23 protein-coding genes and 3 pseudogenes are annotated in these 22582 nt (G+C 66.6%); 11 read left to right on the forward strand and 15 right to left on the reverse strand.

What is annotated here, in order from left to right:
• Window positions 1-878 precede the first annotated feature (878 nt).
• Window positions 879-1594 (forward strand): annotated as a pseudogene (locus tag LHJ74_RS13550) (IS630 family transposase); the annotation flags it as partial.
• A 103-nt stretch (window positions 1595-1697) separates the two neighbouring features.
• Here LHJ74_RS13550 and istB read toward each other — a convergent pair.
• Window positions 1698-2471: an IS21-like element helper ATPase IstB gene (gene istB / locus LHJ74_RS13555; protein ID WP_260218251.1), complete on the reverse strand. Its 774-nt coding sequence runs from the start codon at window positions 2469-2471 to the stop codon at window positions 1698-1700.
• A 58-nt stretch (window positions 2472-2529) separates the two neighbouring features.
• Between istB and LHJ74_RS13560 the strand changes: the two genes are divergently transcribed.
• Window positions 2530-2811: a hypothetical protein gene (locus LHJ74_RS13560; protein ID WP_260218649.1), complete on the forward strand. Its 282-nt coding sequence runs from the start codon at window positions 2530-2532 to the stop codon at window positions 2809-2811.
• Window positions 2812-2848: 37 nt separating this feature from the next.
• Here the strand turns inward: LHJ74_RS13560 and istA are convergent, their stop codons facing one another.
• Window positions 2849-4318, reverse strand: coding sequence for an IS21 family transposase (gene istA / locus LHJ74_RS13565; RefSeq protein WP_375546757.1), 1470 nt, complete (start codon window positions 4316-4318; stop codon window positions 2849-2851).
• A 203-nt stretch (window positions 4319-4521) separates the two neighbouring features.
• Between istA and LHJ74_RS13570 the strand changes: the two are divergent.
• Together LHJ74_RS13570 and LHJ74_RS13575 are read left to right on the forward strand one after the other, a co-directional pair.
• A pseudogene (locus LHJ74_RS13570) lies at window positions 4522-4818 on the forward strand (transposase); the annotation flags it as partial.
• 623 nt (window positions 4819-5441) lie between these two features.
• A complete protein-coding gene (locus LHJ74_RS13575; RefSeq protein WP_260218254.1) occupies window positions 5442-7769 on the forward strand; it encodes a DUF5005 domain-containing protein in 2328 nt (775 codons plus the stop codon).
• Window positions 7770-7854: 85 nt separating this feature from the next.
• Here LHJ74_RS13575 and LHJ74_RS34400 read toward each other — a convergent pair whose 3' ends face one another.
• Complete coding sequence (locus LHJ74_RS34400; protein ID WP_375546758.1) at window positions 7855-8298, reverse strand: hypothetical protein; 444 nt, start codon at window positions 8296-8298, stop codon at window positions 7855-7857.
• Window positions 8201-8794 (reverse strand): helix-turn-helix domain-containing protein, encoded by a 594-nt coding sequence (locus LHJ74_RS34185; RefSeq protein ID WP_311203294.1) that lies wholly within the window; start codon window positions 8792-8794, stop codon window positions 8201-8203. Before LHJ74_RS34185 ends, LHJ74_RS34400 begins: the two co-directional genes overlap by 98 nt.
• 92 nt (window positions 8795-8886) lie before the next feature.
• Between LHJ74_RS34185 and LHJ74_RS13585 the strand changes: the two genes are divergently transcribed.
• Window positions 8887-9474 (forward strand): DUF3995 domain-containing protein, encoded by a 588-nt coding sequence (locus LHJ74_RS13585; RefSeq protein WP_260218255.1) that lies wholly within the window; start codon window positions 8887-8889, stop codon window positions 9472-9474.
• A 131-nt stretch (window positions 9475-9605) separates the two neighbouring features.
• Here the strand turns inward: LHJ74_RS13585 and LHJ74_RS34190 are convergent, their stop codons facing one another.
• The 5 genes and pseudogenes from LHJ74_RS34190 to LHJ74_RS13610 form a co-directional block, all read right to left on the reverse strand.
• Window positions 9606-10019 (reverse strand): recombinase family protein, encoded by a 414-nt coding sequence (locus tag LHJ74_RS34190; protein ID WP_311203302.1) that lies wholly within the window; start codon window positions 10017-10019, stop codon window positions 9606-9608.
• 109 nt (window positions 10020-10128) lie between these two features.
• Window positions 10129-10656 carry a hypothetical protein gene (locus tag LHJ74_RS13595; protein ID WP_260218256.1) on the reverse strand — a complete coding sequence of 176 codons (528 nt, stop codon included), beginning with the start codon at window positions 10654-10656 and terminating at the stop codon, window positions 10129-10131.
• Between the two features lie 218 nt (window positions 10657-10874).
• Window positions 10875-11165 (reverse strand): hypothetical protein, encoded by a 291-nt coding sequence (locus LHJ74_RS13600; protein WP_260218257.1) that lies wholly within the window; start codon window positions 11163-11165, stop codon window positions 10875-10877.
• 332 nt (window positions 11166-11497) lie between these two features.
• Window positions 11498-11788, reverse strand: coding sequence for a serine integrase family protein (locus LHJ74_RS13605; RefSeq protein WP_260218670.1), 291 nt, complete (start codon window positions 11786-11788; stop codon window positions 11498-11500).
• A 98-nt stretch (window positions 11789-11886) separates the two neighbouring features.
• Window positions 11887-12384 (reverse strand): annotated as a pseudogene (locus tag LHJ74_RS13610) (zinc finger domain-containing protein); the annotation flags it as partial.
• Between the two features lie 87 nt (window positions 12385-12471).
• On the opposite strand from LHJ74_RS13610, the gene LHJ74_RS13615 reads away from it, so the two are divergent.
• Both LHJ74_RS13615 and LHJ74_RS13620 read left to right on the forward strand, forming a co-directional pair.
• Window positions 12472-13335 (forward strand): metalloregulator ArsR/SmtB family transcription factor, encoded by an 864-nt coding sequence (locus tag LHJ74_RS13615; RefSeq protein ID WP_260218258.1) that lies wholly within the window; start codon window positions 12472-12474, stop codon window positions 13333-13335.
• Window positions 13332-13931: a dihydrofolate reductase family protein gene (locus LHJ74_RS13620; RefSeq protein ID WP_260218259.1), complete on the forward strand. Its 600-nt coding sequence runs from the start codon at window positions 13332-13334 to the stop codon at window positions 13929-13931. Before LHJ74_RS13615 ends, LHJ74_RS13620 begins: the two co-directional genes overlap by 4 nt.
• 55 nt (window positions 13932-13986) lie before the next feature.
• On the opposite strand, the gene LHJ74_RS13625 is transcribed toward LHJ74_RS13620, so the two are convergent.
• The 3 genes from LHJ74_RS13625 to LHJ74_RS13635 form a co-directional block, all read right to left on the reverse strand.
• Entirely contained in the window at window positions 13987-14271 is a 285-nt protein-coding gene (locus tag LHJ74_RS13625) for a Tn3 family transposase (RefSeq protein WP_260218260.1), read from the reverse strand.
• 44 nt (window positions 14272-14315) lie between these two features.
• Window positions 14316-15095, reverse strand: coding sequence for an alpha/beta fold hydrolase (locus LHJ74_RS13630; protein WP_260218261.1), 780 nt, complete (start codon window positions 15093-15095; stop codon window positions 14316-14318).
• A 350-nt stretch (window positions 15096-15445) separates the two neighbouring features.
• Entirely contained in the window at window positions 15446-16312 is an 867-nt protein-coding gene (locus tag LHJ74_RS13635; protein ID WP_260218262.1) for a helix-turn-helix transcriptional regulator, read from the reverse strand.
• Between the two features lie 148 nt (window positions 16313-16460).
• Between LHJ74_RS13635 and LHJ74_RS13640 the strand changes: the two genes are divergently transcribed.
• The 4 genes from LHJ74_RS13640 (at window position 16461) to LHJ74_RS13655 (ending at window position 20277) form a co-directional block, all read left to right on the forward strand.
• Entirely contained in the window at window positions 16461-17429 is a 969-nt protein-coding gene (locus LHJ74_RS13640) for an SDR family NAD(P)-dependent oxidoreductase (protein WP_260218263.1), read from the forward strand.
• A gap of 263 nt (window positions 17430-17692) precedes the next feature.
• The gene (locus LHJ74_RS34405) at window positions 17693-18076 is read left to right on the forward strand and encodes a transposase family protein (RefSeq protein ID WP_375546744.1); all 384 of its coding nucleotides are present in this window, start codon (window positions 17693-17695) and stop codon (window positions 18074-18076) included.
• Between the two features lie 509 nt (window positions 18077-18585).
• On the forward strand, window positions 18586-19440 hold the full coding sequence (locus tag LHJ74_RS13650; protein ID WP_260218265.1) for a caspase family protein: 855 nt from the start codon (window positions 18586-18588) through the stop codon (window positions 19438-19440).
• A 489-nt stretch (window positions 19441-19929) separates the two neighbouring features.
• Entirely contained in the window at window positions 19930-20277 is a 348-nt protein-coding gene (locus LHJ74_RS13655; protein ID WP_260218266.1) for a LysM peptidoglycan-binding domain-containing protein, read from the forward strand.
• A gap of 45 nt (window positions 20278-20322) precedes the next feature.
• On the opposite strand, the gene LHJ74_RS13660 is transcribed toward LHJ74_RS13655, so the two are convergent.
• From LHJ74_RS13660 to LHJ74_RS13670, 3 genes are all read right to left on the reverse strand, one after another.
• The gene (locus LHJ74_RS13660; protein ID WP_260218267.1) at window positions 20323-20601 is read right to left on the reverse strand and encodes a peptidoglycan-binding domain-containing protein; all 279 of its coding nucleotides are present in this window, start codon (window positions 20599-20601) and stop codon (window positions 20323-20325) included.
• Between the two features lie 74 nt (window positions 20602-20675).
• Window positions 20676-21026 carry a hypothetical protein gene (locus LHJ74_RS13665; RefSeq protein ID WP_260218268.1) on the reverse strand — a complete coding sequence of 117 codons (351 nt, stop codon included), beginning with the start codon at window positions 21024-21026 and terminating at the stop codon, window positions 20676-20678.
• Between the two features lie 98 nt (window positions 21027-21124).
• Window positions 21125-22483, reverse strand: coding sequence for a S8 family serine peptidase (locus tag LHJ74_RS13670; RefSeq protein ID WP_260218269.1), 1359 nt, complete (start codon window positions 22481-22483; stop codon window positions 21125-21127).
• Window positions 22484-22582 lie beyond the last annotated feature (99 nt).

Genomic DNA, 22582 nt, shown 5'->3' on the forward strand with positions numbered 1-22582 from the left:
GAAGTTAAGTAAACTGATCTACGCCACCAAAGCAGACATGTATGACCATTCAGCACGCGCCCTTAGTGACCTGAATCACTTTTGCATGCAGAAGGGAACCGAAACCGTCCTAGACGGTCAGTGAACATGCCTCCACGTTGCGTTGAACCGGTGGCGACGGAGGCTGACGCGAAGTCTGCGGAGGAGCCCAGAGGGCCTACGGTCGACACATCAGTGACGCACCATGCCCCAGCGGTTACCCTGACCGGACAGGTTCAGCCCTGAGCCAGCCCCGCTTCGGAACACCAAGTGCACACGCGACACGCACACAGCGCCGAAGGAAAATATCCACCTCACCCCCTACGCCGCCACTCGGCAGACCTGTACGGTTCGCCGACGCGGTATCTGTGCTGCTCAACCAGGGGTGGCGGCCGTCCCTCCGGACGGCCGAGAATCGCAACGAGATGAGCATGGCGGCCGAGATCCTGGGCGCGGTGTGGCAGCCGTCCTTCCGGACGGCCGAGAATCGCTACCGCCACACCCCTTACCGGGTACCGGATAGTCCGGCGACCGTTCCCGATTCCAACGGAACCAACCCGGTCCGCCCCACAACCGCCATCGTGGAAGAGATACGCAGATCAGCGCCGTGGGGATGACCAGCCATGCTTGGTGACTCCTGCCCAAGGCTCGAACCTGCGGCCAACGGCCAAGCCGCTTCACCAGTACAGCGTGGACTCGACGGTGATCCGTGACCCCCGAGACCACGGTCGGCGGCCGTTCCCATCTGGCTGGTGCCCTGCCCAGCGCCGAATAGCAAACTACTGAACTTGATTGGGTGATGTCGGGCCGTTCGCCTGACAGGGGCTGAGTCGGGTCGGTAGAGGGCTGCAAGAGAGCGGATCCGGCTGGAAGCGGTCGGTCGCTTCGAGAGCGGCGCGAAGAACCGGGAGATCGCGGCCGCGCTGCGGGTGAGCGAGCGGTCGGTGGAGCGATGGCGCCGTCAGTGGCGCGAGCAGGGCGAAGAGGGCGTTCGGTCGAAGGGATCGCCAGGGCGCCCGGGGCTTTCGGTAGACCAGATCACGAAACTGGAGCGGGAGTTGGAGCGCGGTCCGCTCGCCCATGGCTGGGCTGACCAGCGGTGGACACTGGCCCGGGTGAAGACTCTGATCGGACGGTTGTTCCACGTCAGCTACACGGTGGAGGGGGCATGGCGACTGCTGAAGCGTCATGGCTGGTCGTGGCAGCAGCCGGCCCGCCAGGCGATCGAACGTGGGGACGAGGCAGCGGAGTTGTGGAAGAAGGAGGTGTGGCCGCAGGTAAAAGCACGGCGGCGGCCCGCGGTGCCTGGATCGTCTGCGAGGACGAGGCCAGCCAGTCGCTGAGGCCGCCACGCGCGAGGTCCTGGGGCCGCATCGGCCAGACGCCGGTAGTCCGCGTCCGGGGCCGGGGTTCAGGGCGGGTTTCGATGGCGGGAATGGTCTGCTTCCGCCCCGGAGACCGCTCCCGGCTGATCTACAGCTTCCGCGTGCACCGGGGCCGAAAGGGCGAACCCAGGGGCTTCACCTGGCAGGACTACCGCGACCTCATCGTGCGGGCGCACAACCAGCTCAAGGGCTGTCAACGGTCATTGAGATGCCCAGGTGGGTGGCCGTTGGAGGCCCAGGCTGGTGGCCATCAGAAAGCCAGGCGTATGGCCGGTGGTGTTCCCGGGGTGGGGGTCAGCTCAAGGGGACTACTCCCTTCCCGGCGAGGGCCTCGGCGAGGCGGTGCGAGTCGCCGGTGGTGGTCACGAGGTGAGCGTGGTGCATGAGACGGTCGGTGCTCGCGCCAGCGAGAGTCTTCGGCATGATCGTGTCGAAGCCCGAGGGGTGAATGTTGCTGGTCACCGCGATGGATCGGCGTTCGTAGGCTGCGTCGATGATCCGGTAGAACGCCTCGGCGGCGTCTTCCTCGACGGGCAGCAGGCCGATGTCGTCGATGACGATGAGGTCCGCGCGGCAGATCCGGGCGACGGTCCGTGCGGTGGACCCGTCGACCTTGGATTTGCCGATCGCGGCGCTCAGCGTCTCCAGGGTGAACCAGGACACCCGCAGGTCCTTCTCGATCGCGGCTTGGGCCAGGCCCTCGGTGAAGTGGCTCTTGCCCGTCCCCGACGGGCCGGCGATCACCAAATTCTCGGCGCGGCCGATCCACTCCAGGGTGATCAGGGAGTTCTGGGTGGGTTCGGGGATGGTGGAGTCCTCGGCTCGCCAGGAGCCCAGAGTCTTGCCAGTGGGGAAGTTCGCCGAGTGCCGGCGAAGACGCCGGGTGGCCGCGTCGCGGCCGGTGACCTCCTCGGCTATAAGCAGCCGCAACACCTCGGCGGGGTCCCAGCGTTGGGCACGGGCGGTGGCGAGGACGTCCGGGGCCGCTTTGCGCATATAGGGCAGGCGCATGCGGCGCATGAGCTTGTCGAGCTCCTCCGGCAGAGCCGGGGCCTGGGGAAACGTCATGGTTGCGAGTTCCTTCGTCGGTCGGTGTCTGCGCCGATAGTCTCGCCGGGTGATCGATATGCAGGTGCGTGGTGACAGCAGCGACGTCGTAGCCCGGGCCGAGTGCGGGTTGCAGTGGACTTCCGCTTTCGGTGATCTGAATCCGGGGCTGTTCCCGATGCTCTGGGGCCTGATTCCCTATGGGGACGCGGTCTTCAACCATCGGCAGGTGTCGCTGCTGCTCGCGGAACTCGACCGGCTCCCGGCCGCTTGCGGCGGTGACTGGGTCGGGCAGGCCCGCAAGTTGTGCCAGGTCGTCGAGCAGGGGTCACACCGGTATCTCTGGTTTGTCGGCGACTGACCATGGGGCCATGGGGCAACTTCCTTGAAGTCGTCGCCTACTGGCCCAGGGCTTGCCAGCCGATGGTTCCGTTCTGGACGGAGTGGGCCTCGTCCGCGCGGACGACCTCGCCGACGGGCTTGCTGTCCGCGATGTGTCCCAGGATCGAGAGCAGGTCCTCGTCAGCGAAGCGCCCGGCCGTGGCCGCCAGACCGAGGGCCTGGTCGACTTTGTCGTTGCCCAAGACGGTGGCCAGCTCGACCGCGCGGGCCATCTTGGCGCGGATACGGACTGCGCCGGCGGGTCCGGCCTCCTTGAGCCAACGCCCCCCGGGGCCGATGCCCACGAACGCGATCTCCGCCTCCGAGCGCGGCTGCAGCCTCGGCTGGAGGACGCTGCGGCCGTCGGGATGGTCGGGGTAGTGGGCGTCGATGATCTGCGGAACACCCGGGGTGGACAGCTTGTGGCGCCAAATCTCCGAGAGATCGCCGGAGTCGGTGCGGGCGGTGATGGACAGTTCCTCGCCGACCACCCGGCACCACACCCTCGCGCCGGTATAGCCTGGCGGGGTCGAGTAGCGCACCGAGTTGAAGCTGATGGTGCGGTCTGAGCCGACCAGTCTCTCCTTGCCCAGCGCGAGCGCGAGCGGCTCGATGGGCAGGACATGCAGCGTGGTGCGTTCGACATCCAGACGGCTCGCGGGTATCTGCCCGGTCGCCCGGTGACGGCGCGAGTTCACCGCATCGCACCAGGTCCGGCAGGTGTCGACGAGCTCGGCGAAGGTGTCGTAGGCGGCCAGCAGGTTCGTGCTGGTGGGCACCAGGTCGGCCTTCGCGATACGGACCGTGGCCTCCGCACCGCCCTTCGATTCGGGGTCGTAGGGCACGCAACTGACCACCTGGCAGCCGTAATGCCGACCTGCGGCGACCATCTGCGGATGCCGCACCAAGATCCCGGCGATGTGCTCGACGGTGACCGTCTTCGCATTGTCGGTCAGCACATACGTCGGCGCCCCGCCGATCCGCCGGAGCGTGGTGTCCAGGCAAGCCACCAAAGTGCCCAACGTGCAGTCCCAGACCGGGATAACCACCCGAAACCGTGACCAGGACAGCCATGCGCAGAACAGCCAGGTCCGCCGGCCGCCGATCCGCGGCCCCTCGCCCCAGTCGAACTGCAGCCACCGGCCCGGCTCGGGAATCCACGGCCGGTATGTCCGGCGCTTGCCCGCCTTCCACGCGCTCTTCGCCGCGTTCACCGCCCGTCTCGTCGAGCGCGCGCTGCCCCGGTAGCCCATCTTCACGAGCTTCTCGTGGACCACATCGGCGCGGATCGTCGCCTTCGACTGGTCGACCCACTCCTCGACCTTCTCCAGGAACGCATCGATCATCTTCGGCCGTGGCTCTCGCTCATAAGGATTGCGCCCGCCGTTGCGGGCCTCGACATACCGCTTGACCGTCTTCGGGTGGCCCGTCAAGGTCGCCGCTGACCAGACCGTCCCGGTCAGGTCGTACGCCTCAAGGATTTCCATAATCTCCGTGTCAGACTTCGTCACAGGACCTCTCCGGCCGGTAGCTGATGCGTGCAAACACCAGCAAACGGGCGGAGGGGTCTCCTCCAGTTAAGGAAGTGATCAGGAACACCACTGGTCAGACGGCCATCCACCTGGAACTCCGGTGGCCATCAGCCTGGACTCGGCTGGCCGCACATCTGGACTTTGCCACGGCCGCCATCAAGGGCCCCATCGTCCTGGTCTGGGACAACCTGCGTACCCATCTCATGCCGCAGATGAAGGACTTCATCGCCGCGAACGAGGACTGGCTGACCGTCCTCCACTTCCCGTCCTACGCACCTGACCTCAACCCGCAGGAAGGCATCTGGTCCCTGGTGAAGCGAACGATCGGCAACCTCGCCGCCGCCAACCTCGACCAGCTCGCCGCCGCCGTGAAGCGCAGCCTCAAGAAGACCCAGTACCGACCGCACCTCATCGACGGCTGCCTCATAGGAACCGGCCTGACCCTGACCAGCTGACACGATCAAGCCGACATCACACATTCAAGTTCAATAGCGACAAGCTGCCCGCCGTTGATGACATCGATGGCGGGCACTGTCCAGCTCGCTATCGAGTGGGCGTTCAGCCAGCGTTCTGCCCCACACTGGAGCAGCAGACCACCACGCTGCCCTCCATTGACGAAGGCGCCGTTCCGCAGAGCTTTCAGCCCCTGCTGCCGACGCTTCAAGCCATTTTGTACAACACCCCTCTCCCGTAGATCTTCAGGAACGTTGAATGGCCCTGCCACTCCCCACGAGCCACGTCCGCGACGCGGTGCGCCCATGCCCAAGGCATTGCATCGCGCACGGAACCACCCGAGCTGAGCGAGGGAGATCACTTAGTGAGAAGCGCTGTACGGGCAAGAGGCCGAAGACCCCTCATCCTGGGTTTGGCTGCCTCTCTCCTACTTCTGAGCTGTGGGACACAGACAGGCCAATCCGGGAAAACGCCCGCAAAGGCAAGTGACGTCACAACCGAGCCCACCTCAAAGGGGACCGGACGACCCGAGCCCGAAAGCATCTCTTTCGAACCCAGCGGGCCAGTGGTCCTCACCGGCCGCGTCGTGGGTGAGAGAACCCTGGACGACGCAGAATTTTACCTGATGGCAGACCCGGACCCGGCAACCATCAAGGACCAGAAACCAGGCGACACCGTGCACCGCCTCGAGTTTCCCACCATGTCGCTAGTAACCGAAGGGAACGAGTTCGCGGCCCGACTAAAGAGAAGCGACATCAAAGACAAGGATTACATATCTGACGACAACAGAGTCCAGTTCGTGCTCGCTATCCGCATACCACGAGAGGGAAAGCCGGACAAACACGCCGAGACAGGGGCTACCGTGGAGTACACGGGAGGGACTTCCGGAATCATCCCCTGGGCAGATCCACTCACCACACCAGAGGACGTGGACAAAATCCTCCCGAAACACGAACTGCGCCCCGTGTTCCGAGAGGTAGAACCGAAAGAACCGCTGCCCTCCCAAACCAGGCCCACCACCGCGAAGCCCACCACATTGCAGGGATACACTCCTCCCTGCCAGACGAAGACCCTCCTGAAGCATGAGGACGTCTGGGCGTACATAGGTGAGACCTATCCCGTAGGTGAAGGCACCGGAGGAATGTCCTTCACCAACGAAGCGGAAGTCACCTATGAGGCTGCGGCGAGTCTCGGTGGCTGGTCGGCAGAAAAGACCGTCACCGTGAAAAACGAAACCTCTGCAACGTGGGAACCCAGGGGATGGGCCCGCAAGTATCTGGTGGGGATACGATACAAACAGTACCAGTGCGTGTACCAGGGCAAAGACCAGGTCGATGTCTGGTCGCTCTGGGAGCCAGTCGCTCACACCTCAGAGACCGACGACAAGAAAATCGAGCGGCCTGACTGGATCGGCAGCAATACAGAAAACTGCGGACCGGTGACGACCGAAGAGTGGAACAGGTCCAACGAAAGCGGCGGCTCGGAGGGAATCGCCTGGGAGGGAAAGCTTCCCCTTGACGCCAAGAAAACACTGGAGATCGGCATCGATCTTGGCGTGAAGCGTGAGTGGTCCACTGCTTCCACGGTCACTTACAACATGACTAGAGGAGTCAACCAGCTCTGCGGTGTAGACGAAAAACCAGGCTTCGCCAGCAAGATCGGGCAGCATTCCGTAGTTAAGCACAAGGTATGCTCGAACTTCGAATGGCCGGTGGCAAAGCAGGTGGAGGCCAAGGCGCCACCGGAGAGCAAGTTCCTCAACTACGCCGAGAACACCCCGAACGGCTGGACCGGCGGCGACTCGACCTACTCTGTCCGGCTCCCTGACGGGCGACTGCTGTGGATGTTCTCCGACACTTTCCTGGGGCCGCTCAACGCGGACGGCACACGGCCGACCAACGCGCCCCTAGTGAACAGTTCCTTCGTCGCCCAGAACGACAGCAGCCTGAAGACCATCACCGGGGGAACAACCGACAACCCGCGCGCGATCATGCCGAACGAAGACCCCCACCGCTGGTACTGGCTCGGTGACGGAATGGTCGGTGACGTTCAACTCCTCGGCGAGGAGCGGCCGACGAAACGCCTCCAAGTGATCTACCACCAGTGGCACAGATACGACCCGACCGACGCGTGGGGGTTCAAGCTCGAAAAGATGGTCATCGCCACCTTCGACCTCGGGAACCTCAAAAACCCGATCGACGTCAGGGAAATCCCATCGGACATCGACCCCTCACTCGGCACTCCTAGCATCCAGTGGGGCTCGGCGATCCTCCCGGCCTCACAGAGCGGCGACGGCTACACCTACATCTACGGGATAGACGACGCGCCCACCCACAAGAAGATGAGAGTGGCACGCGTCAAAGGAACCGACCTCACAAAGACCTACAAGTGGGTGTTCCTGAACAAGGAGAAGAACGCGTGGATGGGCGAGGAAGCACAAGGCAGCAACATCATCACCGGGGTCGCCAACGAGTTCAGCGTCACCAAGTGGCACGGCTCGTTCGTCCTGGTCAGCCAGGACACCACCGAAGCCTTCAGCCGGAAGGTTCGCCTGTGGGCCGCCTGCGACCCCTACACCGGCTTCGGCCACATCCCCGGCAAGGAGATCATCTACGAGACGCCCGAAACCGGCTTGTGGGGAAGCTACGGCGACGGGCTCATCTACGCCTACAACGCCCACGTGCACGACACCCTGGGCTCAGGTGACCGCTGGACGCTGTCCTACAACGTCAACAGCTTGGACACCACCGTCGGAAAAGACGGCGCGCACTACAGGGACCCGAGTATCTACAAACCCAGGTTCGTCTCCTTCACCCTCGTGCCGACCGGCAGCTCACTGACCACATCAGATCCGGAGGACCCTGCACCGGACAGCGATCCACCGCCTGTGGCCGACCGTGATTACCCGTGCGCGCAGGTGTGCATGGGGGTGCCGTCCCGTAGTGGAAGCTAACGACTCGGTCCGCGATTGAGGTAGGGGCATGCTGGCCTGGCGGGTCGGCTGATGGTTGATCAGCAGGCCGCCTACGGGGCCAGCATCAGTTCGGTGCTCGGCTTGCGGCGGGTTGCCCGGCGGGCGGAACGGTCCGAGACCAGTGAGGCGATCGCGCGGTGGGTCTCGGCGTAGTTCTCGCGTCGGCCGGTGTAGCGCTGGAGCGGGCGCCACTGCCGTAGTTCGGCACTCGCGTGCTCGACGCAGATCCGGGCCGAGGACTGCCGACGGCGCCTCTCCCGCCATGCGTACCGCTCGCCGAGTGGTTCCTCGTCCTTCGGCTTCTTCGGAGGGGCGCTGACCTGGTCGGGGAAGCCGTTGGCCAGCCCCGGTAACCCTCGTCGACCTCGGCGCCCACCTTCGGGCGGACCCGGAACTGCTCGGCGATGCCCTCAGTACGCATCGCGGTCTGGTCGTGCATGCGGCCGGGCCGGTCCGCACCTGACCCCAACAGACGGCCCTGTCCGTCGCTGACGGTGGTGGTCTTGATGGTGTTCTGCTTCTTCTTGCCGGAGACGAAGGCCCGCCGTCCGGGCCGGTTTGGCTTTGGGCCGGCGAACCTGGGTCTCGGCTCCGTCGATCCGCAGCCGAATCCCTTCGGCTTCCGCGTAGGCGAACACGTCCGCCAGGGTCCGCAGCCGGACACCGGGGCGGTCAGGGACGGCGAAGCCGCGCGCCGCCAGCAGCGGGCGGATCTCGCTGATGGCCCGGGAAACCGTGGAACGGGCGGTGTCGTACAGCGCGGCCAGCGCGGCGTGGGGGAGCCCGGTGCACAGATGCACCAGGGTGACCAGCACCCGGTCGGTGAAGACCAGGTCGTACTTCGGTCCGGCACCGGCCTCCCGTTGCCGCCCGGCACCACGCCGCTCATCCAGTGCTGACTCGCACCGAGCAAGCCGCGGGTCTGCCAACTCCTTGATCAAGTCGCCGAGATGAGTACGGGAGACACCGCAGAAGGCAGGATGGACAAGGCCGCACGGGCCCACTTCTTGGTCACACGCGAAGAACCCTTATGACCGGTGTCACGTCACGGCCGGAGTCGCAGCGGGTCGTTGAGGGACCGGGCAGAATCGCGATCATGAATCTGCGTCTTGATACAGCGAGCAGTCCGGCCAGATGGCCTGGGTACGCCGCTGCCGTGTGGGGATTCGTCTTCGCCGTTCCGAGCTTCTACTGGGCGATGGGCGGCGGCCTGACCGGGGCCTCCTCAACGCTTGCGCCGTCGCTGCTCGAGCAGGCCCGGGAGCGGGATCCCGGCTTCATCGCGGTGTTGTGGGTGACGGGCGTGCTCAAAGTCGTTGGCGGACTGTTGGGCCTGGGGCTGGTGCACCGTCACGTCTGGGGACGCGGGATGAACCGTCTCCTGCAACTGATGGCATGGGGCGCGGCGGTTCTGCTCGTCTGGCATGGAGCGGAATTCATCGGACACGGACTGCTCGTACAGACACACGCAATCGACATCGACCCCGACCTGCAGTCGGTCAGCCGCTGGTACACGTATCTGTGGGGACCGTGGTTCGTGGCTGGAGGGGTCGCCTTCGTGCTCGCCACACGAACCCACTTGAGCGCAGTGGCCGACCGTCGGGATGCCACGATTGCGGGTATGGTCGGCGGCCTCGGCGCGCTGGCGCTGTCCGTCACGATCCTGATAGCAGGAATCGGATAGCGCGTCCGGGATGCTCACGGTCCCGCTCGGCCTTCGACCCCCAATGGCCGATCTCCGCTATCGCGCACCAACTCGTAACAGAGGACGACAAGCCGCATGGCTCGCCGGGGGCGGACATGCTCCCCGGCGGGCTACGCCTCAAACTGGCGTCGACCGCGTCCTGATTGACTACAGAGGCAGGGCGTGCAGCCGTTTGTCGGGCATGCCAGATCTACTCGTCGGTCATGACCGACGGGCGGGCCGAGTCGGGCGCGGGAGGCGGCGAGGCCCTCGTTGGTGCCCTGCACGATGAGTTCGCGGATGAGCTCCGTCAGGGCGGCAAAGACGTGGAACATCAGGCGCCCGCCCGGCGTGGTCGTGTCGAGCACCTCATGCAGCGGGGTGAAGCCGATGCCGCGTTGGCGTAGACCGGAGCCGTTGGAGACAAGGTCTTGGATGGAGTGGCCGAGCTGGCCCGGCGACGAGGGGTGGCGCCTTCGCGGAGGTAGTCGAGGCTGAAATCCCGGTTGCCGGTCCTGTTCATGAGCCGGTGAATGGATGAGCAGCGATGGAGCAACGCCGGTTCTATCGTCTTGTGTGCGTTCTCATCGAAGTCCGACCGCTGCTGCTGGCCTTGATCCGCTCGGACGCTTGTCAACTGCACGGGACGGACATTCAGTGCCACGAGCCGTTGATGACCACTTGCGACATTCCATCGGCCCGCGGATTGACGACAAGGAGGCCACCCTCGTCCTCAGGGTAATACACACTCACCCCCCCAGACACTCGGCCGACGATGTCCCCGTCTGAAGACAGCTCCGTCCCACCGGTCAAGAGCCACGTCGCGAGGTCCAGCCGAGTCTCCGACTGTCCGGCCCACCAGGATTCGGCCTCGTCGGTAGGCATCGTGAAGTGCCATCTCGCATCGTGGCTGTCCTTGCTGTGGCACTCGACGTTCTCGGCACTGTCGGGCAGCTCCACGACGAACTTCGAGTCGCAGTCGACGGGCGCGTTGGCGTAGCCGATATCCCACCAGATCAGCGCCGCCACGAGCGCGACCACGCCCCCTGCTACAACCGCCACACGGGAGCCCCTGATCGGGTCGATGCTGTCCTCGGTCGCGGAGTCCACCACACGAGCGTAAAGCCCCGAACCGTCACCCTGGTACCGATCGGAACCGGTCACTTCGATGAGAACGGGCATCGTGCGATCACAGTCTCTTCACAGTCTGCGCTGTCCCACAGGTAATGCGATGACACGACGGTGACCGTCGCCGGCGCAAATGGCCAGGTCCGACGCGCGACGCAGCAAACTCGCGTGGGAGTAGGCGAAGCGCCTCTCCGTCTCCGCGCCAGCCCGAAACCCCCGGCTGCATGCACAGTGCTGACCTCCCCGGGAACGAAGTCCGCGCCACCTACCCCTCACCGGATGCCCGGCGCTCCGGGGACCGTTTCCCAGCTCAGTCGGACCAGCCCGGTCCGCCCCACAACGGTCATCGTGGAGCGGATACGCAGTTCACCACCGTGGGGACGACCAGCCATGCTTTGTGCCTCCTGCCGGGGGCACACAAAGCATGGCTGGTCAACGCCGGTGCCGTCCGCCCCGGCCGTCAGCGTCTGCGTGGTGAGACGCGCCAGATCGTCGGCGGTGGCCGCCGACACGGTCACCTGAATCTCGATCTCCCGGCTGGGCCGCAGATAGCGGACCTTCAAGCTGGAACGCGTCGTAGATCGTGCGCTGGAGCGCGTCGGGAAGCGCAGACAGATGGCAGACAGATGAGTGCCCAGCTGGGGCAGCGTGACGTCCCATGTCCATCGCATCTCCGCTCAGCGGCTACAGGCAGCTCACTTGAGAGCCATCCGCTTTCCGAAGATGATCCTTACGACGATGTCCGCAGTTGCGGTTGGGACGTGTTGGCCTGGCAGGTTGTGGGGTGGGGGATCAGCGGCGGGCCGCCCGATGGGAGGCCAAGGACGCGACGGCATCAGTGGTCTGGGCCAGGTGCTCCCGCTTGCCGTGGTAGCGCGAATGCCTGACGGGCCGTCTACGGCGCCGAGACCGCAGCGGTCCGTTCGTCGTGTTCTCGCAGCATTCGCATGACGGTGGCGGGCGAGGGGCGCTGGCCCTTCTTCGCGCCCGTGGTGATGACGAGCCGTTTGGCGATGTCGCGCAGGCTCATCTCCTGGTTGCGCAGATGGAGGGCCATGGACAGCATGTCGTCGTCGGTGACGCCCGCGCCGCCGATGGTCTTGCCGCGCTTGCGGGCGGACTCGTGGCCTTCGAGGGTGCGGTCGCGGATGTATTCGTGCTCCATGCCGGACATGGCTGCCAGCACGGTGAACACGATGCCGGAAGGTCGTGCGTGCCCTTCAGCTCCCCGGTGAGGAACTCCAGGCCGACGTCGCTCGCCTTCAGCTGCTCAACGAGCATGGCGAGTTCGATGCCGCGGCCGAGCCGTTTGTGCTCGTGGACGACGAGAGTGACGCGCACGCCGGAGGAGCGGATCTCCCCGGCTAGCTTGATGGCGGCCTCCAGTTCGGGCCGCTTCGTGGCGCGGGTGGAGATCTTCTCCGAGAAAATCCGGGTGACCCCGGCTTCGGCGAGCGAGTCGGGTTGTGCGTCCAGGGACTGCCGCGCGGTCGAGGCGCGGGCATAGCCGAGACGAACGTGGCCGACCGGCTCGGCCCCGGCACTCACGGGCCGGGGTAGCTCCGTCCACGCCGGGCCCGGCTTGCACACGGCGGGGGTCGTCACGTTCAACGCCTTGGCGAGCCGGGGCACGAGGCGGAAGCGGGCGGTGTGGTACTGGATGGCCACCTTGCCCTTGCCTGTGCGGCAGGGTGAGCCGGCCGGGGCGGCGCAGGCGGACATCGGACAGTCGTGCGCTTCCACGCGCGTGAAGTCGTCACTCACGACCCCAGACCGTTTCATGAGGGCGTTTCATCCGGTTGGGCCGCTCCGACGGAGCAGCAATTCATTCCTTGACACGAATATTCCTGCCAGTGAATACTCGTCGTCATGGACGTACTCCTTAGCGCACTGGCCGACCCGGCCCGCTGGCGGCTCGTGAGCCTGCTCGCCGAGCGGCCCCGTCCGGTCGGTGTCCTCGCCGAGCTCGCCGAGGCTCGCCAGCCGCAGACGACCAAGCACCTGCAGACCCTTGAGCGCACCGGCGTCGTCACCTCCCAGCGCACCGGCCAGCGCCGCATCTACGCGCTCCGGCCCGGTCCCCTGCGGGAGCTGGCGGCTGCGCTCGGCCGACTCGCCGACACCGCGGAGCAGGCCGGGGGCCCGCGCGAGACCTACGACCGCTACGGGGCCAGCCTCCACGCGGAGCGGCTCGCCGCGGAGGAGCCGGGGTGGGCCGACGGCCGTTCGTTCAGCTTCCGCCGGTCGCTGACGGGGCGCCCCGAGCTGGTGTGGCGCCACTTGACCGAGCCCTCCCTGCTCGCCCGATGGTGGACGCCTCACGACCTCCGCGTATCTGAGCTCGTCTTCGAGGCGCGAGAAGGCGGGCGGATCGTCCAGGAGTACCGCGATGTCGAGGACGCCGACGGCTTGGACCTGGTCGCCGGGCGCGCGGAGGGAGTCGTCGACGACGTCCGCCCCGGTGAGCGCCTCGCCTACCGGCTCTCCCCGCTGCTTCCCGACGGCGGCCTCGCCTTCACCGCCCACGCCGCCCTCGACCTGCGGCCCACCGGGACCGGCACGGACCTCGACGTCCACTGGCGGATCACCGACAGCACCGTCGACTCCGCTGACTTCATCGCAGGCATCGAGATCAGCTTCGGCCAGAGCCTCGACAAGCTCGCAGCGACCCTCGCCGCAGACCCGCACGACACCGACAGCACCGACAGCACCGACACAAGGAGCACGCAATGACTGACTCGACAGGACGCAGGGTGACCGCGAACCTGAGCCTCTCCCTCGACGGGCGTTACCACGGTCCTGGCGGGCCCAGCGACTTCAGCATGTTCGCGCCGTATGTGACCTCCGAGGTCGCGCGGGGCCAACTCACCCGCATCTGGGAGGGCGCGACGACGGCGCTGCTCGGCCGGATCAACGCCGAGGGATTCCTGGGCTACTGGCCGACGGTCGCCGAGGACGAGAACGCCGATCCGCGCGACCGCGGATACGCAAAGTGGCTGGTGGACACGGAAAAGGTGGTCCTCTCGACCACCCTGACCGAAGCTCCGTGGGAACACACCCGCGTGGTAAACGCCCCAGCCGCCGACGTCGTTGCCGAACTCAAGGCCACCGGCGAGGGCGACATCCTCGTCAACAGCTGCCCGAGTGTCATCAAGCCGCTCCTTGCGGCAGATCTGCTCGACCGGCTGTACCTCATGATCTTCCCCGAGGTCGCCGGAGACGGGCAGCGACTGTTCGACGACGGCCTGCCAGCTTCGCAGTGGAAGCTCACCCACCAGGAGACCGGCGAGCTGGGCGAGATCGCCATGGTCTACGACCGAGTCCGCTGAGCCGGCCGATCAGCGCACTCAGCCGGCGAGGTGCTCCCAGCACGCAGGCGGGTGATCACGCCGCCTGGCCGTAGCCGCTCGGGGCGGGCGGGTCATCGCCGCGCAGCGGACTGAAGTCGACGTTCAAGTGCGGGTCGTACGCCTCGGGCTGGAGATCGAGTTCATGGGTGGAGTACTCGCCGAAGCGGCGGATGTGCTCGGTCAGGTATGGGGCAATGTGGGCCAGGTCCTCGGGGTCGATGATCAGGCCCTCCTCCTGAAGCTGCCGGACGACCTCCGCGACATCCAGGGCGTTATGGAAGATGACCGCGCACGGGCCCATTCCTTCGTCATCACTCATGGGGAACCCGTGCGGCTCACTCCGCGTCACGGGCCGCCTGGGCTCTATTGCTGGTCGTGGTCAGAGAGCGCCGCCGCAGTGGCGCGGGCGAAGCCTTCCGGGTTGTCCAGCATGATGTTGTGCCCGCAGTCCGGGACCGAGACCACGGCTACCCCCGCTTCGATGAGTGCATCGGTGCCCGGGAGCGGGCCGTCGGCCTCGGGCAGCAGGTAGGTACGGGGGATTTTCAGGTCCAGCAGATGCTCACGCATGGTGGGAGCGGTGCCTCGGGCGAGGTGGACCGCGCTGCGATGCAGGGTTTCCCGGCCTGCCAGGCGCATCGTGGACCACCAGTGGGGGCCAGCCCGGTCTCGGATCTCTTCCCAGCCGCCCGCCAGGAACTCCTCCTCGGAGTAGGCGGCGATGCCGCTACTGCCCGCGGAGCCGGGTGCGGACGGGATCGGGTCAAGGTTGGCGTCGATCAGGACCAAGCGGGAGACCAACTGGGGGTGCCGGGCGGCCAGGATTATGGCCACTGAGCCACCCATGCTGTGCGCGATCAGCTCGGCACCCGCGACACCCGCGCTGGTCAGGGCTGCGGCGAGTGCATCAGCGTGGGATTCCAGGGTGCAGTCGAAGTCCGTCGGCCGGTCGCTGATGCCGTGTCCGAGCAAGTCGATCAGCAGCGAACGACGTCCGGCGAGCAGAGGATGAACCGCAACCTCCGCGAAGTAGGCCGGCGACGTGGCGCCCAGACCATGGACGTAGACGCGGGACGGCTCCTGTCCCGGCAGCTCAACCCAGCGGATCTGGTCGCCCTCGAGCGTCACGGCGGCGTTGCGCACAGGCTGCTTCCCTTCACTCCAGATCAACGGAGAGAGTAGCCACCGGGCCTCGGTGCACCATCACCGCCCCCAGCGTGGACGTTGCGCGGGCACCAGAAACCTCGACCGCCCTCCTCCCAGGAGTCGGGCCTGAGGCCGACGGCCAAGCTGCTTCACCGGTACAGAGTGGACTCGATGGTGACCCGTGGCCCCGGAGACCATGGTCGGCGGGCGTTCTCATGTGTCTGGTGCCCTGCCGGGGCACGCAAAGCATGGCTGGTCAACGCGTGCTCGGGCTGTGACCGAGAGTGGTCGGCGCCAGCGGTGAGGTTCGCCCGAACGGCGTGGCGAGCCCGCCCAGCAGCCGCCGGTCAGGGGAGCGCGGTGGCAGTACGGCCGCCTGTGACGCGAAGAAGGTCCAGTTTTCCCGCCTCGATGCTTCCGCTCGCTGCCGTGTAGGTGACCATGCGCAGGTCTGCGCCGGGGACGATGAGGACGTCGCAGTCGAGCAGGATGTCGCCGATTTCTGGATGCCGGATCGTCTTGCGGTCCGTCGTGTGCTGGGCGGCGGCCGTCTGCGTGGCCCAGTGATGGGCGAAGGCATCGGATACTTCGCGCAGTTCCTGCACGAGACGATCGAGCTGGGCGTCCCTGGGATAGCGGGACACGGCGTCCTTGAGGTCGGCGACGATCGACTCCGCGAAGGCGTCCTGTCCGCGCTCGGATTGGACGGGAAGCATCGAGTCATGTGCGGCGCCGTCGCCGAAGAGTGCACGGGCGAGGTTCCGCTCGGCGGCCGGGAGGGCGGCGGGGTCGCCGTGCAGGGCGCTCCACGTGGTGTTCCACCACACCAGGGTCCAGTCGGCGGTGAACACCCCGATCGGTACGTCGCCCAGACGCGCGGCGAGCCGTTGGATGCCTGGGGGCACATGGGTGCTGACCTTCCCGTCCTGGGGCGGAAGGAGCCCGGCGCTTCGGTAGAGCTGGTCGCGCTCAGCGCGGGAGAGCTGAAGGGCCCGGGTGAGGGCGCCGACAACCTGGGCCGAGGGGTTCTTCGCGCGTCCCTGTTCCAGGCGCAGGACGTAGTCGACGGAGAGCCCTGCCAGTTGTGCGAGCTCCTCGCGGCGCAGTCCCGGTGCCCGACGGCCGTCCGTCATCGTGAAGCCGGCGTCGGCCGGGGACAGCCGGTCGCGCCAGGCGCGCAGGAGTGCGGCGAAATCGGAGCGGGAGGAAGCCATGGGTTCATTCTCGCTGCGCGGCGCCGGATGAGCCTGGGTACTGGCAGTCCTAGTGACAGGGACGGCACTGGTTGGCGGTGGCGCCACCGGCGAACGTGGAGATGCGCCCGAGCCGGGCGCCATCGGTTGACCAGTTGAGGAGCCTTCCATGGAGCACACCATCGTGATGACGGGCGCGAGCCGCGGGATCGGCCGCGTCGCCGCGGAGCACCTCCTGCGCCGGTCGCCGGACGCGCACCTGCTGGTCGTGGCTCGTGGCTCCTCCGGCGCGCAGCTCGCTGCGGAGTTCGGCGCGGGCGGGCACACGGTCTCGCACGTCTCGGCGGATCTCGGCTCGCTGGCCAGCGTCCGCTCGGCCGCCGGCGAGATCCGCGACCGGCTCGACCGCGGTGACCTGCCGCCGCTGCACGGCCTCGTGGGCAACGCAGGCATGCAGTACACGAACGCGCTGACTGAGGGACCCGACGGGTTCGAGGCCACCTTCGCCGTCAACGTGCTCGCCAACCACCTGTTCGTCCGACTGCTCCAGGACCGCTTCACCGCTCCCGCCCGGATCGTGATCACCGCCAGCGACACCCACTTCGGCGACTTCAAGCACAACCTGGGCATGGTGCCCGGCCCGGCCTGGAAGTCCCCGGGCGTCCTCGCCCGCACGGGCGCCTTCTCCAAGCCGGACACCGCGGCCGGCGGGCGTACCGCGTACTCGACGAGCAAGCTGGCCGCGATCTACCTGGTTCACGAGTACGCGCGCCGGCTGCCGGCCGGGATCGACGCCGTCGCCTACAACCCGGGGTTCGTCCCCGGCACCGGCCTCGCCCGCAACGCAGGACCCGTCTCCCGGTTCGCGATGCGCCGCATCATGCCGGTGATGACCCTCACCCCGTTCGCCACCAGCCGCAGTGCCGCGGGCCGCTACCTCGCCGACGTCGTCCTCGGCACGACCTATGCGCCGACCGGCTCCTATGTCGACCGCAGCCGTGCGGACCGCTCGTCGCAGGAGTCCTACGACCCGCAGCGCGAAGGCGAGCTCTGGGAGGCCGCCGAGCGGTTCACCGCGGCGTACGCAGCCAAGGCGGACACGTGCTCAGGCGATATGACGAGCGGTTCACCCCGCTAAGGGCTGTCCCGTGATCCCTGGCGGGCGCACGACGTCAGCTGCCGCACCTCGCTGCGTGCCGGAACGCCCGGATACGCCCAGCATGAGGACGCCCCTCCGCCTTGGGAAGCACCGCATCTGACGCCGCGCGCTGATCCACCAGGGATTACGGGACAGCCCTTAGATCGAGCAGCGACCGAATGGCCCGACTGGAAGCAGTCAAACACGACCCCTGATGATCAAAGTTGTCGAAGCCGTAGATCACGGACAGGGGTCGCGTTCGCGTGTCATCCTCCCTGGTCGACGCCCTCGCACGCCACCGCGAGGATGCCGACCCCGCATGCCCTCCAGCCGACCTGCGCACGCTGGCCCAGATACGGGACGAGGTACCCGATCCGCGTCGTGTTCACGGCTGTCGATACCGAATCGGCTCCTTGCTCGCACTGTGCCTGGTCGCCGTCCTCGGCGGCGCAAAATCGGTGACCGCCATCGCCAGTTCGTCGGCGGCGCAGAGTGCCACCCCGCGCTGCTCCAGCTCTTCCTCGACTGTGACCTCCTCCAGGAGATCAGCGACACCCCCGTCGCGAGGGATGGGGGTATGGAAGCGTTCGTGCGCGAGGCTTCGTCCACGTGCATCGAGGTCTTTGCGCCCCGACCCGATGTCGTAGAAGTGGCCGACGATCACCCACGGCATTACGCAGTTGACGGGGAAGGGAACGGGTCGGGTCCTGCGTTTCCTCGGTGGAGGTTCGTCCCAGCCGGACCACGAGGACGGCTGCGGCAGGATCTGGCTGGTCAGGCTCGGTGGCCCCCAGGGAATGGCTTGCGGTGCGGCGGTCATGACTCTCCTTTTCATAGCTCCGGTCGCCGGAAGGGTTTCCGTGCGATGTCATGCGGCCGCCGTCTGTGGAGTGGGAGGCCATCCAGGTCAGGGCTTGACGGATCGCGATGGAGGCAAGGGCCAATTCCTGCTCGGCACGGGCGGCCGCATGTTCGCGATGGGTTACGTTGCGGCGCGCACGGCTGCTGCCGTTGCACTCCAGCACGCCTACGCGAAACCGAGGGTTACCCGTATGGCCTAGTTCTTCCATGAGTTCCACCCGAATCAATGGTTAGCTCACCTCCAGGGGATAAGCACTTGGACGGCCGGCTCCGTCCGCAGCGAAGGAGGCACCTCATGGCTCGCGGTGTATCCATTCACATCGGCCTCAACACGGTTGATCCCGACAAGTACGGCGGGTGGGACGGCAAGCTCATCGCTTGCGAGAACGACGCCCGCGACATGCAACAACTCGCCCACCAAGCCGGGTTTGAGGAGCAGACAACCCTTCTCAGCGCTGAGGCCACGGTTGAGAACGTGAACGCCGCGCTGCGCAGCGCGGCAAAGGTTGTGACGGCCGGGGACATTCTGCTCTTCACCTACTCAGGCCATGGTGGGCAAGTGCCCGATATCAACGGGCCCGAGGATGAGCCGGACCGGCTGGACGAGACGATGTGCTTGTTCGATCGCGAGTACATCGACGACGAACTGCACAGGGAGCTGGAAGCCTTTGCCGAGGGCGTTCGCATTTTGGCACTCCTGGACTGCTGCCACAGCGGAACCGGCCTCAAGGTGCGCCAGCTCTTGACTCCCGAGGCCATGGGAGAACAGTTCCAGACGACCGATCCCGCCCGCATCGAGACGACGTCCAGGCTCATGCCCCTGGCGCAACAGGCCGATCTCTACCAGCGGGACAAGAAGCTTTACGACGCCATCCAACGGGACCTAGGCGTCAAGGACACTCGTGACCTGGGTGCGACGGCCCTTCTCATCTCTGCCTGCCAAGACAACCAGCTCGCAGCGGACGGGCTGCGCAACGGCCTGTTCACCGCGACCCTGCTCCAAGTGTGGAACGGCGGCAAGTTCAAGGGTGGCTACAAGGCGTTCCACCGCGAGATCCTCAAGCAGATGCCGGCTACCCAGAGTCCGAACTTCTTCGTGACCGGTCGCACCGACAACCGGTTCCTTCGGCAGCGGCCCTTCACACCCTGAGGAGAGAGGGGCGGAGTGCCCAGAGACGAGCCGGGCACTCCGCCCACAACCCCGGGGGCGGCGGCCCCGCCGGGTGTCGCCGCCCCTGGGGTTGGCCTTCAGCTATGAACGCAGGCGCGTTGCGGAAGCGCCCGGCAGTTCCGTCAGCCGCGTGCCCACCCTGCGCATGCAGCCGCTTATTCGCTGTAGCAAAAGTTGCAGCTCGCCCCTGTCGGCGTAGCGTGAAGTATGTGCCGCGAGCGTCGGACGGTACGGGTGGATCAGCGACCGTAGGCGCGCGACCCCGCGGCGGGGTAACGCCTCTGCGACCCGCTTGAACACATCGTGGTTCGTCGCCCTTCCTTGCCGAGACCGACGCCGAAGTTCGTAATGGCACAACCCCAATTGTTTTCCGGGCAGGCGCCCCAGCCACGGGTTCAGGATGCTTTCGGCGTCGAGGCGGTGAGCATCGACGATTCCGGCAGAGATCACCCCATGGAGGTGGGAGAGATGACTACGCACGCACAGAACATGACTGTCTACACGGTCAAGCAGGGTGACACACTCAGTGAGATCGCGGAGCGGTTCGGGACCACGGTCGAGCAGCTCGTGAAGTGGAACCACATCGAGGACCCGGATGTCATCGGCGTCGGACGCCGCCTGACCGTGGCGAAGTCCGACTCGCCTCAGCTCACCCACTACACGGTCAAGCGGGGTGACACGCTCAGTGAGATCGCGGAGCGGTTCGGGACCACGGTCGAGCAGCTCGTGAAGTGGAACCACATCGAGGACCCGGATGTCATCGGCGTCGGACAGCGCCTGATCGTGGCGAAGTCTGTGCCTGCCTCGGCGGCGTGAGCCGTCTCAGGCCACGGCACGATGCCCGGACGTGATGGGACGGCGTCAGCAGACGTGCTCCGTCGAGTTGGCCCAGAACGTAAGGAACGACCATGTCTGGGCACCGATGACGCCGTCGACTGTGATCTCGGCGCACGTCTGGAATCTCCGGGTAGCTGCCTCGGTGACGGGCCCGAAGGAGCCGTCCTCGACGAGGTTGTCCCCGGTCATCGCAAAGTTGAGATAGCACTGCGCCTGTCTCACGGCGGTGCCCGAGGAGCCCCTCTTCACCGTCGGTCGGCTGTTCGTGTGATTGCAGGGCTGCTGACGTGCCGTGTCCGACATGGCAAGGCTCCTTTGGTGTTTGGTGGGTAACTTCGCTGAATGCTCGAGGTCGAGGTCGCGGGACGCGGTACTTCTCATGCCCCTCCGTCATCCCTGTCATCGGGCGACCGATCCTGACCTGGCGGTGACGGGGGGCCGAAGGGCTCCATCCGCGGGTTGGCGTGGGGCCCGTGACCGCCGCGAGCGCCCTGGAGGCGGGCGCCGGCCTCCTCGGTGACCAGAAGGGCGTACGACTGCTGCTCCGGGTCGACGAGCACGAGACCGTACTCCTCGTCGACCTCCCCGGAGGCGATACCCAGGCGCCGCATGGCGTCCTGGAGGGTCGAGCCGGGTGGCAGGGTGACGGTGATGAGGGTGGTCGGGGGCTGATGGGCCACGGCGGACGACTCCTCGATGAGCAAATCCGAAGTCTGGCGAGTGGTCATAGGCGATGAGTGACCCTTGCGGGCGGGGCTGACGTGGTAATACCAGCTCACGGCTGTCAGTGTCCGGAGGCGGGGTCCATGCGGGCGTCGATCGCGGTCTAGCGGCGGCCGTTCTTCTGGCGGCGACGCAAGGCTTCCGTGATACCGGGCGCGTCGACGATGCCGTAGCCGTAGTCGAAGTCGTAGCCCGCCATGCCCAGGTCCTCGGCCGTGCGCCGGATCAGCGTACGCATCTGGGCCGGTGACAACTCTTGGACGGGCAGCCGAGTTCGTACGGCGGCGACCACGCCCGCGGCGACGGGGCACGCCGCGGAGGTTCCCGAGTCCGGGCGGCCCTCGCCGAACGCGAGGGAGCCCTCGAAGTGAGTGAAGGCCGAGATGTCGGGCTTGCGGAGGGTGAGTCGGCCGGGGCCTTGGGAGGAATAGCCGACGCGGGCTTTGCGGGTGTCCACACCCGCGACGGACAGCACGCGGGGGTGGGAGTTCGCACCGTTGATGGGGCGGTCGGTGAAGCCGCAGCGGCCGTCCGGACAGTCGCGGCCGCAGTTGCCGGCGGCGAAGAGGATGTCGGCACCGGCCCGTTCGAGGGCGGTGACGGCGAGGTTGAAAGGGTGGGCTGGGTTGTCCGAGTAGTTCCCCGGGTGGCCGGGCGGGAAGTCCCAACTGGGCTTGAAAGAGCCCCAACTGTTGTTGACGACCATGGCCCGCTGCTCAACGGGCATCGCTTCGAGAAGGGTGCGCAGGTGCGCGAAGGCGGCGATCGCATCGGAGAGCAGCCCTTCCATGACCGTCGAACCAGGGCGGGTGGAGCGCAGTACGGGGACGTCCAGAAGGGCGGCACCCGGGGCCGCGATCAGCGCGTCGAAGGCACACATGCTGCCGTGATCGACGGGGAACTGTCCGAACTGGGCGGCGGTTCCTGCCGGTTTGAAACTCCGTGCCGCGTCGACGGAGACGTCGCGGCCCAGCACCTGGGAGAGGTGCGCGGTGTTGATGCCGTTGTCCACGATGGCCAGGCTCACCCCGGAGCCGTCGAGGCCCTCGCTCCTGAGGTCGGTGAGGGAACCTTCGACGTCGTGCCAGTCGCCCACCGGGGCGTCTCCACCGCAGGTCGGCATGGTCTCGATGACTGGGTCGGAGGAGATTCCGACGATGTCGGGCCGTGCGGTCGCCAGCATGGCCAGCCTGCTGGCGATGTTGTAGTCCTGGATCTCCCCGCGCACCAGGACACTGGCGTTCTCCGGCGCCATGGAGAAGTTGAAGGGCTGCTCAAGTGACAGCGGGTCACCGGCGCGCGACGCCGGTACGGGCTGGGGGATCGGAACCGGTGCGAAGTCCGGGTCGAGCGCCACGCCGGGCACTTCCCCGGAGACCTCCTGGGCGCTTGCCGAGACGTCCGGGTTGATGACCGCGGCCACAACATCGGGCTCCGGCCGCATCTGCAGGACGACGCGCATGCTCTCTCCTAACCGGCCGGGCACTGAGCGCGCGGCGGGTCTGACCGGCGGGCGTATTCGGGCATCTCGTGACGGGGACGACACCTCATCATGGCGGCG

It is taken from the genome of Streptomyces gossypii (assembly GCF_025165795.1).
In the GTDB taxonomy this organism is placed as follows: Bacteria; Actinomycetota; Actinomycetes; order Streptomycetales; family Streptomycetaceae; genus Streptomyces; species Streptomyces gossypii.

What these genes read in the sequence shown, in the direction of transcription:
- istB (WP_260218251.1), bottom strand. Translation starts at nt 2,471, where the DNA reads ATGACGTTTCCCCAGGCCCCGGCTCTGCCGGAGGAGCTCGACAAGCTC.
- LHJ74_RS13560 (WP_260218649.1), top strand. Translation starts at nt 2,530, where the DNA reads ATGCAGGTGCGTGGTGACAGCAGCGACGTCGTAGCCCGGGCCGAGTGC.
- istA (WP_375546757.1), bottom strand. Translation starts at nt 4,318, where the DNA reads ATGGAAATCCTTGAGGCGTACGACCTGACCGGGACGGTCTGGTCAGCG.
- LHJ74_RS13575 (WP_260218254.1), top strand. Translation starts at nt 5,442, where the DNA reads ATGGCAGACCCGGACCCGGCAACCATCAAGGACCAGAAACCAGGCGAC.
- LHJ74_RS13585 (WP_260218255.1), top strand. Translation starts at nt 8,887, where the DNA reads ATGAATCTGCGTCTTGATACAGCGAGCAGTCCGGCCAGATGGCCTGGG.
- LHJ74_RS13595 (WP_260218256.1), bottom strand. Translation starts at nt 10,656, where the DNA reads ATGCCCGTTCTCATCGAAGTGACCGGTTCCGATCGGTACCAGGGTGAC.
- LHJ74_RS13615 (WP_260218258.1), top strand. Translation starts at nt 12,472, where the DNA reads ATGGACGTACTCCTTAGCGCACTGGCCGACCCGGCCCGCTGGCGGCTC.
- LHJ74_RS13620 (WP_260218259.1), top strand. Translation starts at nt 13,332, where the DNA reads ATGACTGACTCGACAGGACGCAGGGTGACCGCGAACCTGAGCCTCTCC.
- LHJ74_RS13625 (WP_260218260.1), bottom strand. Translation starts at nt 14,271, where the DNA reads ATGAGTGATGACGAAGGAATGGGCCCGTGCGCGGTCATCTTCCATAAC.
- LHJ74_RS13635 (WP_260218262.1), bottom strand. Translation starts at nt 16,312, where the DNA reads ATGGCTTCCTCCCGCTCCGATTTCGCCGCACTCCTGCGCGCCTGGCGC.
- LHJ74_RS13640 (WP_260218263.1), top strand. Translation starts at nt 16,461, where the DNA reads ATGGAGCACACCATCGTGATGACGGGCGCGAGCCGCGGGATCGGCCGC.
- LHJ74_RS13650 (WP_260218265.1), top strand. Translation starts at nt 18,586, where the DNA reads ATGGCTCGCGGTGTATCCATTCACATCGGCCTCAACACGGTTGATCCC.
- LHJ74_RS13655 (WP_260218266.1), top strand. Translation starts at nt 19,930, where the DNA reads ATGACTACGCACGCACAGAACATGACTGTCTACACGGTCAAGCAGGGT.
- LHJ74_RS13660 (WP_260218267.1), bottom strand. Translation starts at nt 20,601, where the DNA reads ATGTCGGACACGGCACGTCAGCAGCCCTGCAATCACACGAACAGCCGA.
- LHJ74_RS13665 (WP_260218268.1), bottom strand. Translation starts at nt 21,026, where the DNA reads ATGACCACTCGCCAGACTTCGGATTTGCTCATCGAGGAGTCGTCCGCC.
- LHJ74_RS13670 (WP_260218269.1), bottom strand. Translation starts at nt 22,483, where the DNA reads ATGCGCGTCGTCCTGCAGATGCGGCCGGAGCCCGATGTTGTGGCCGCG.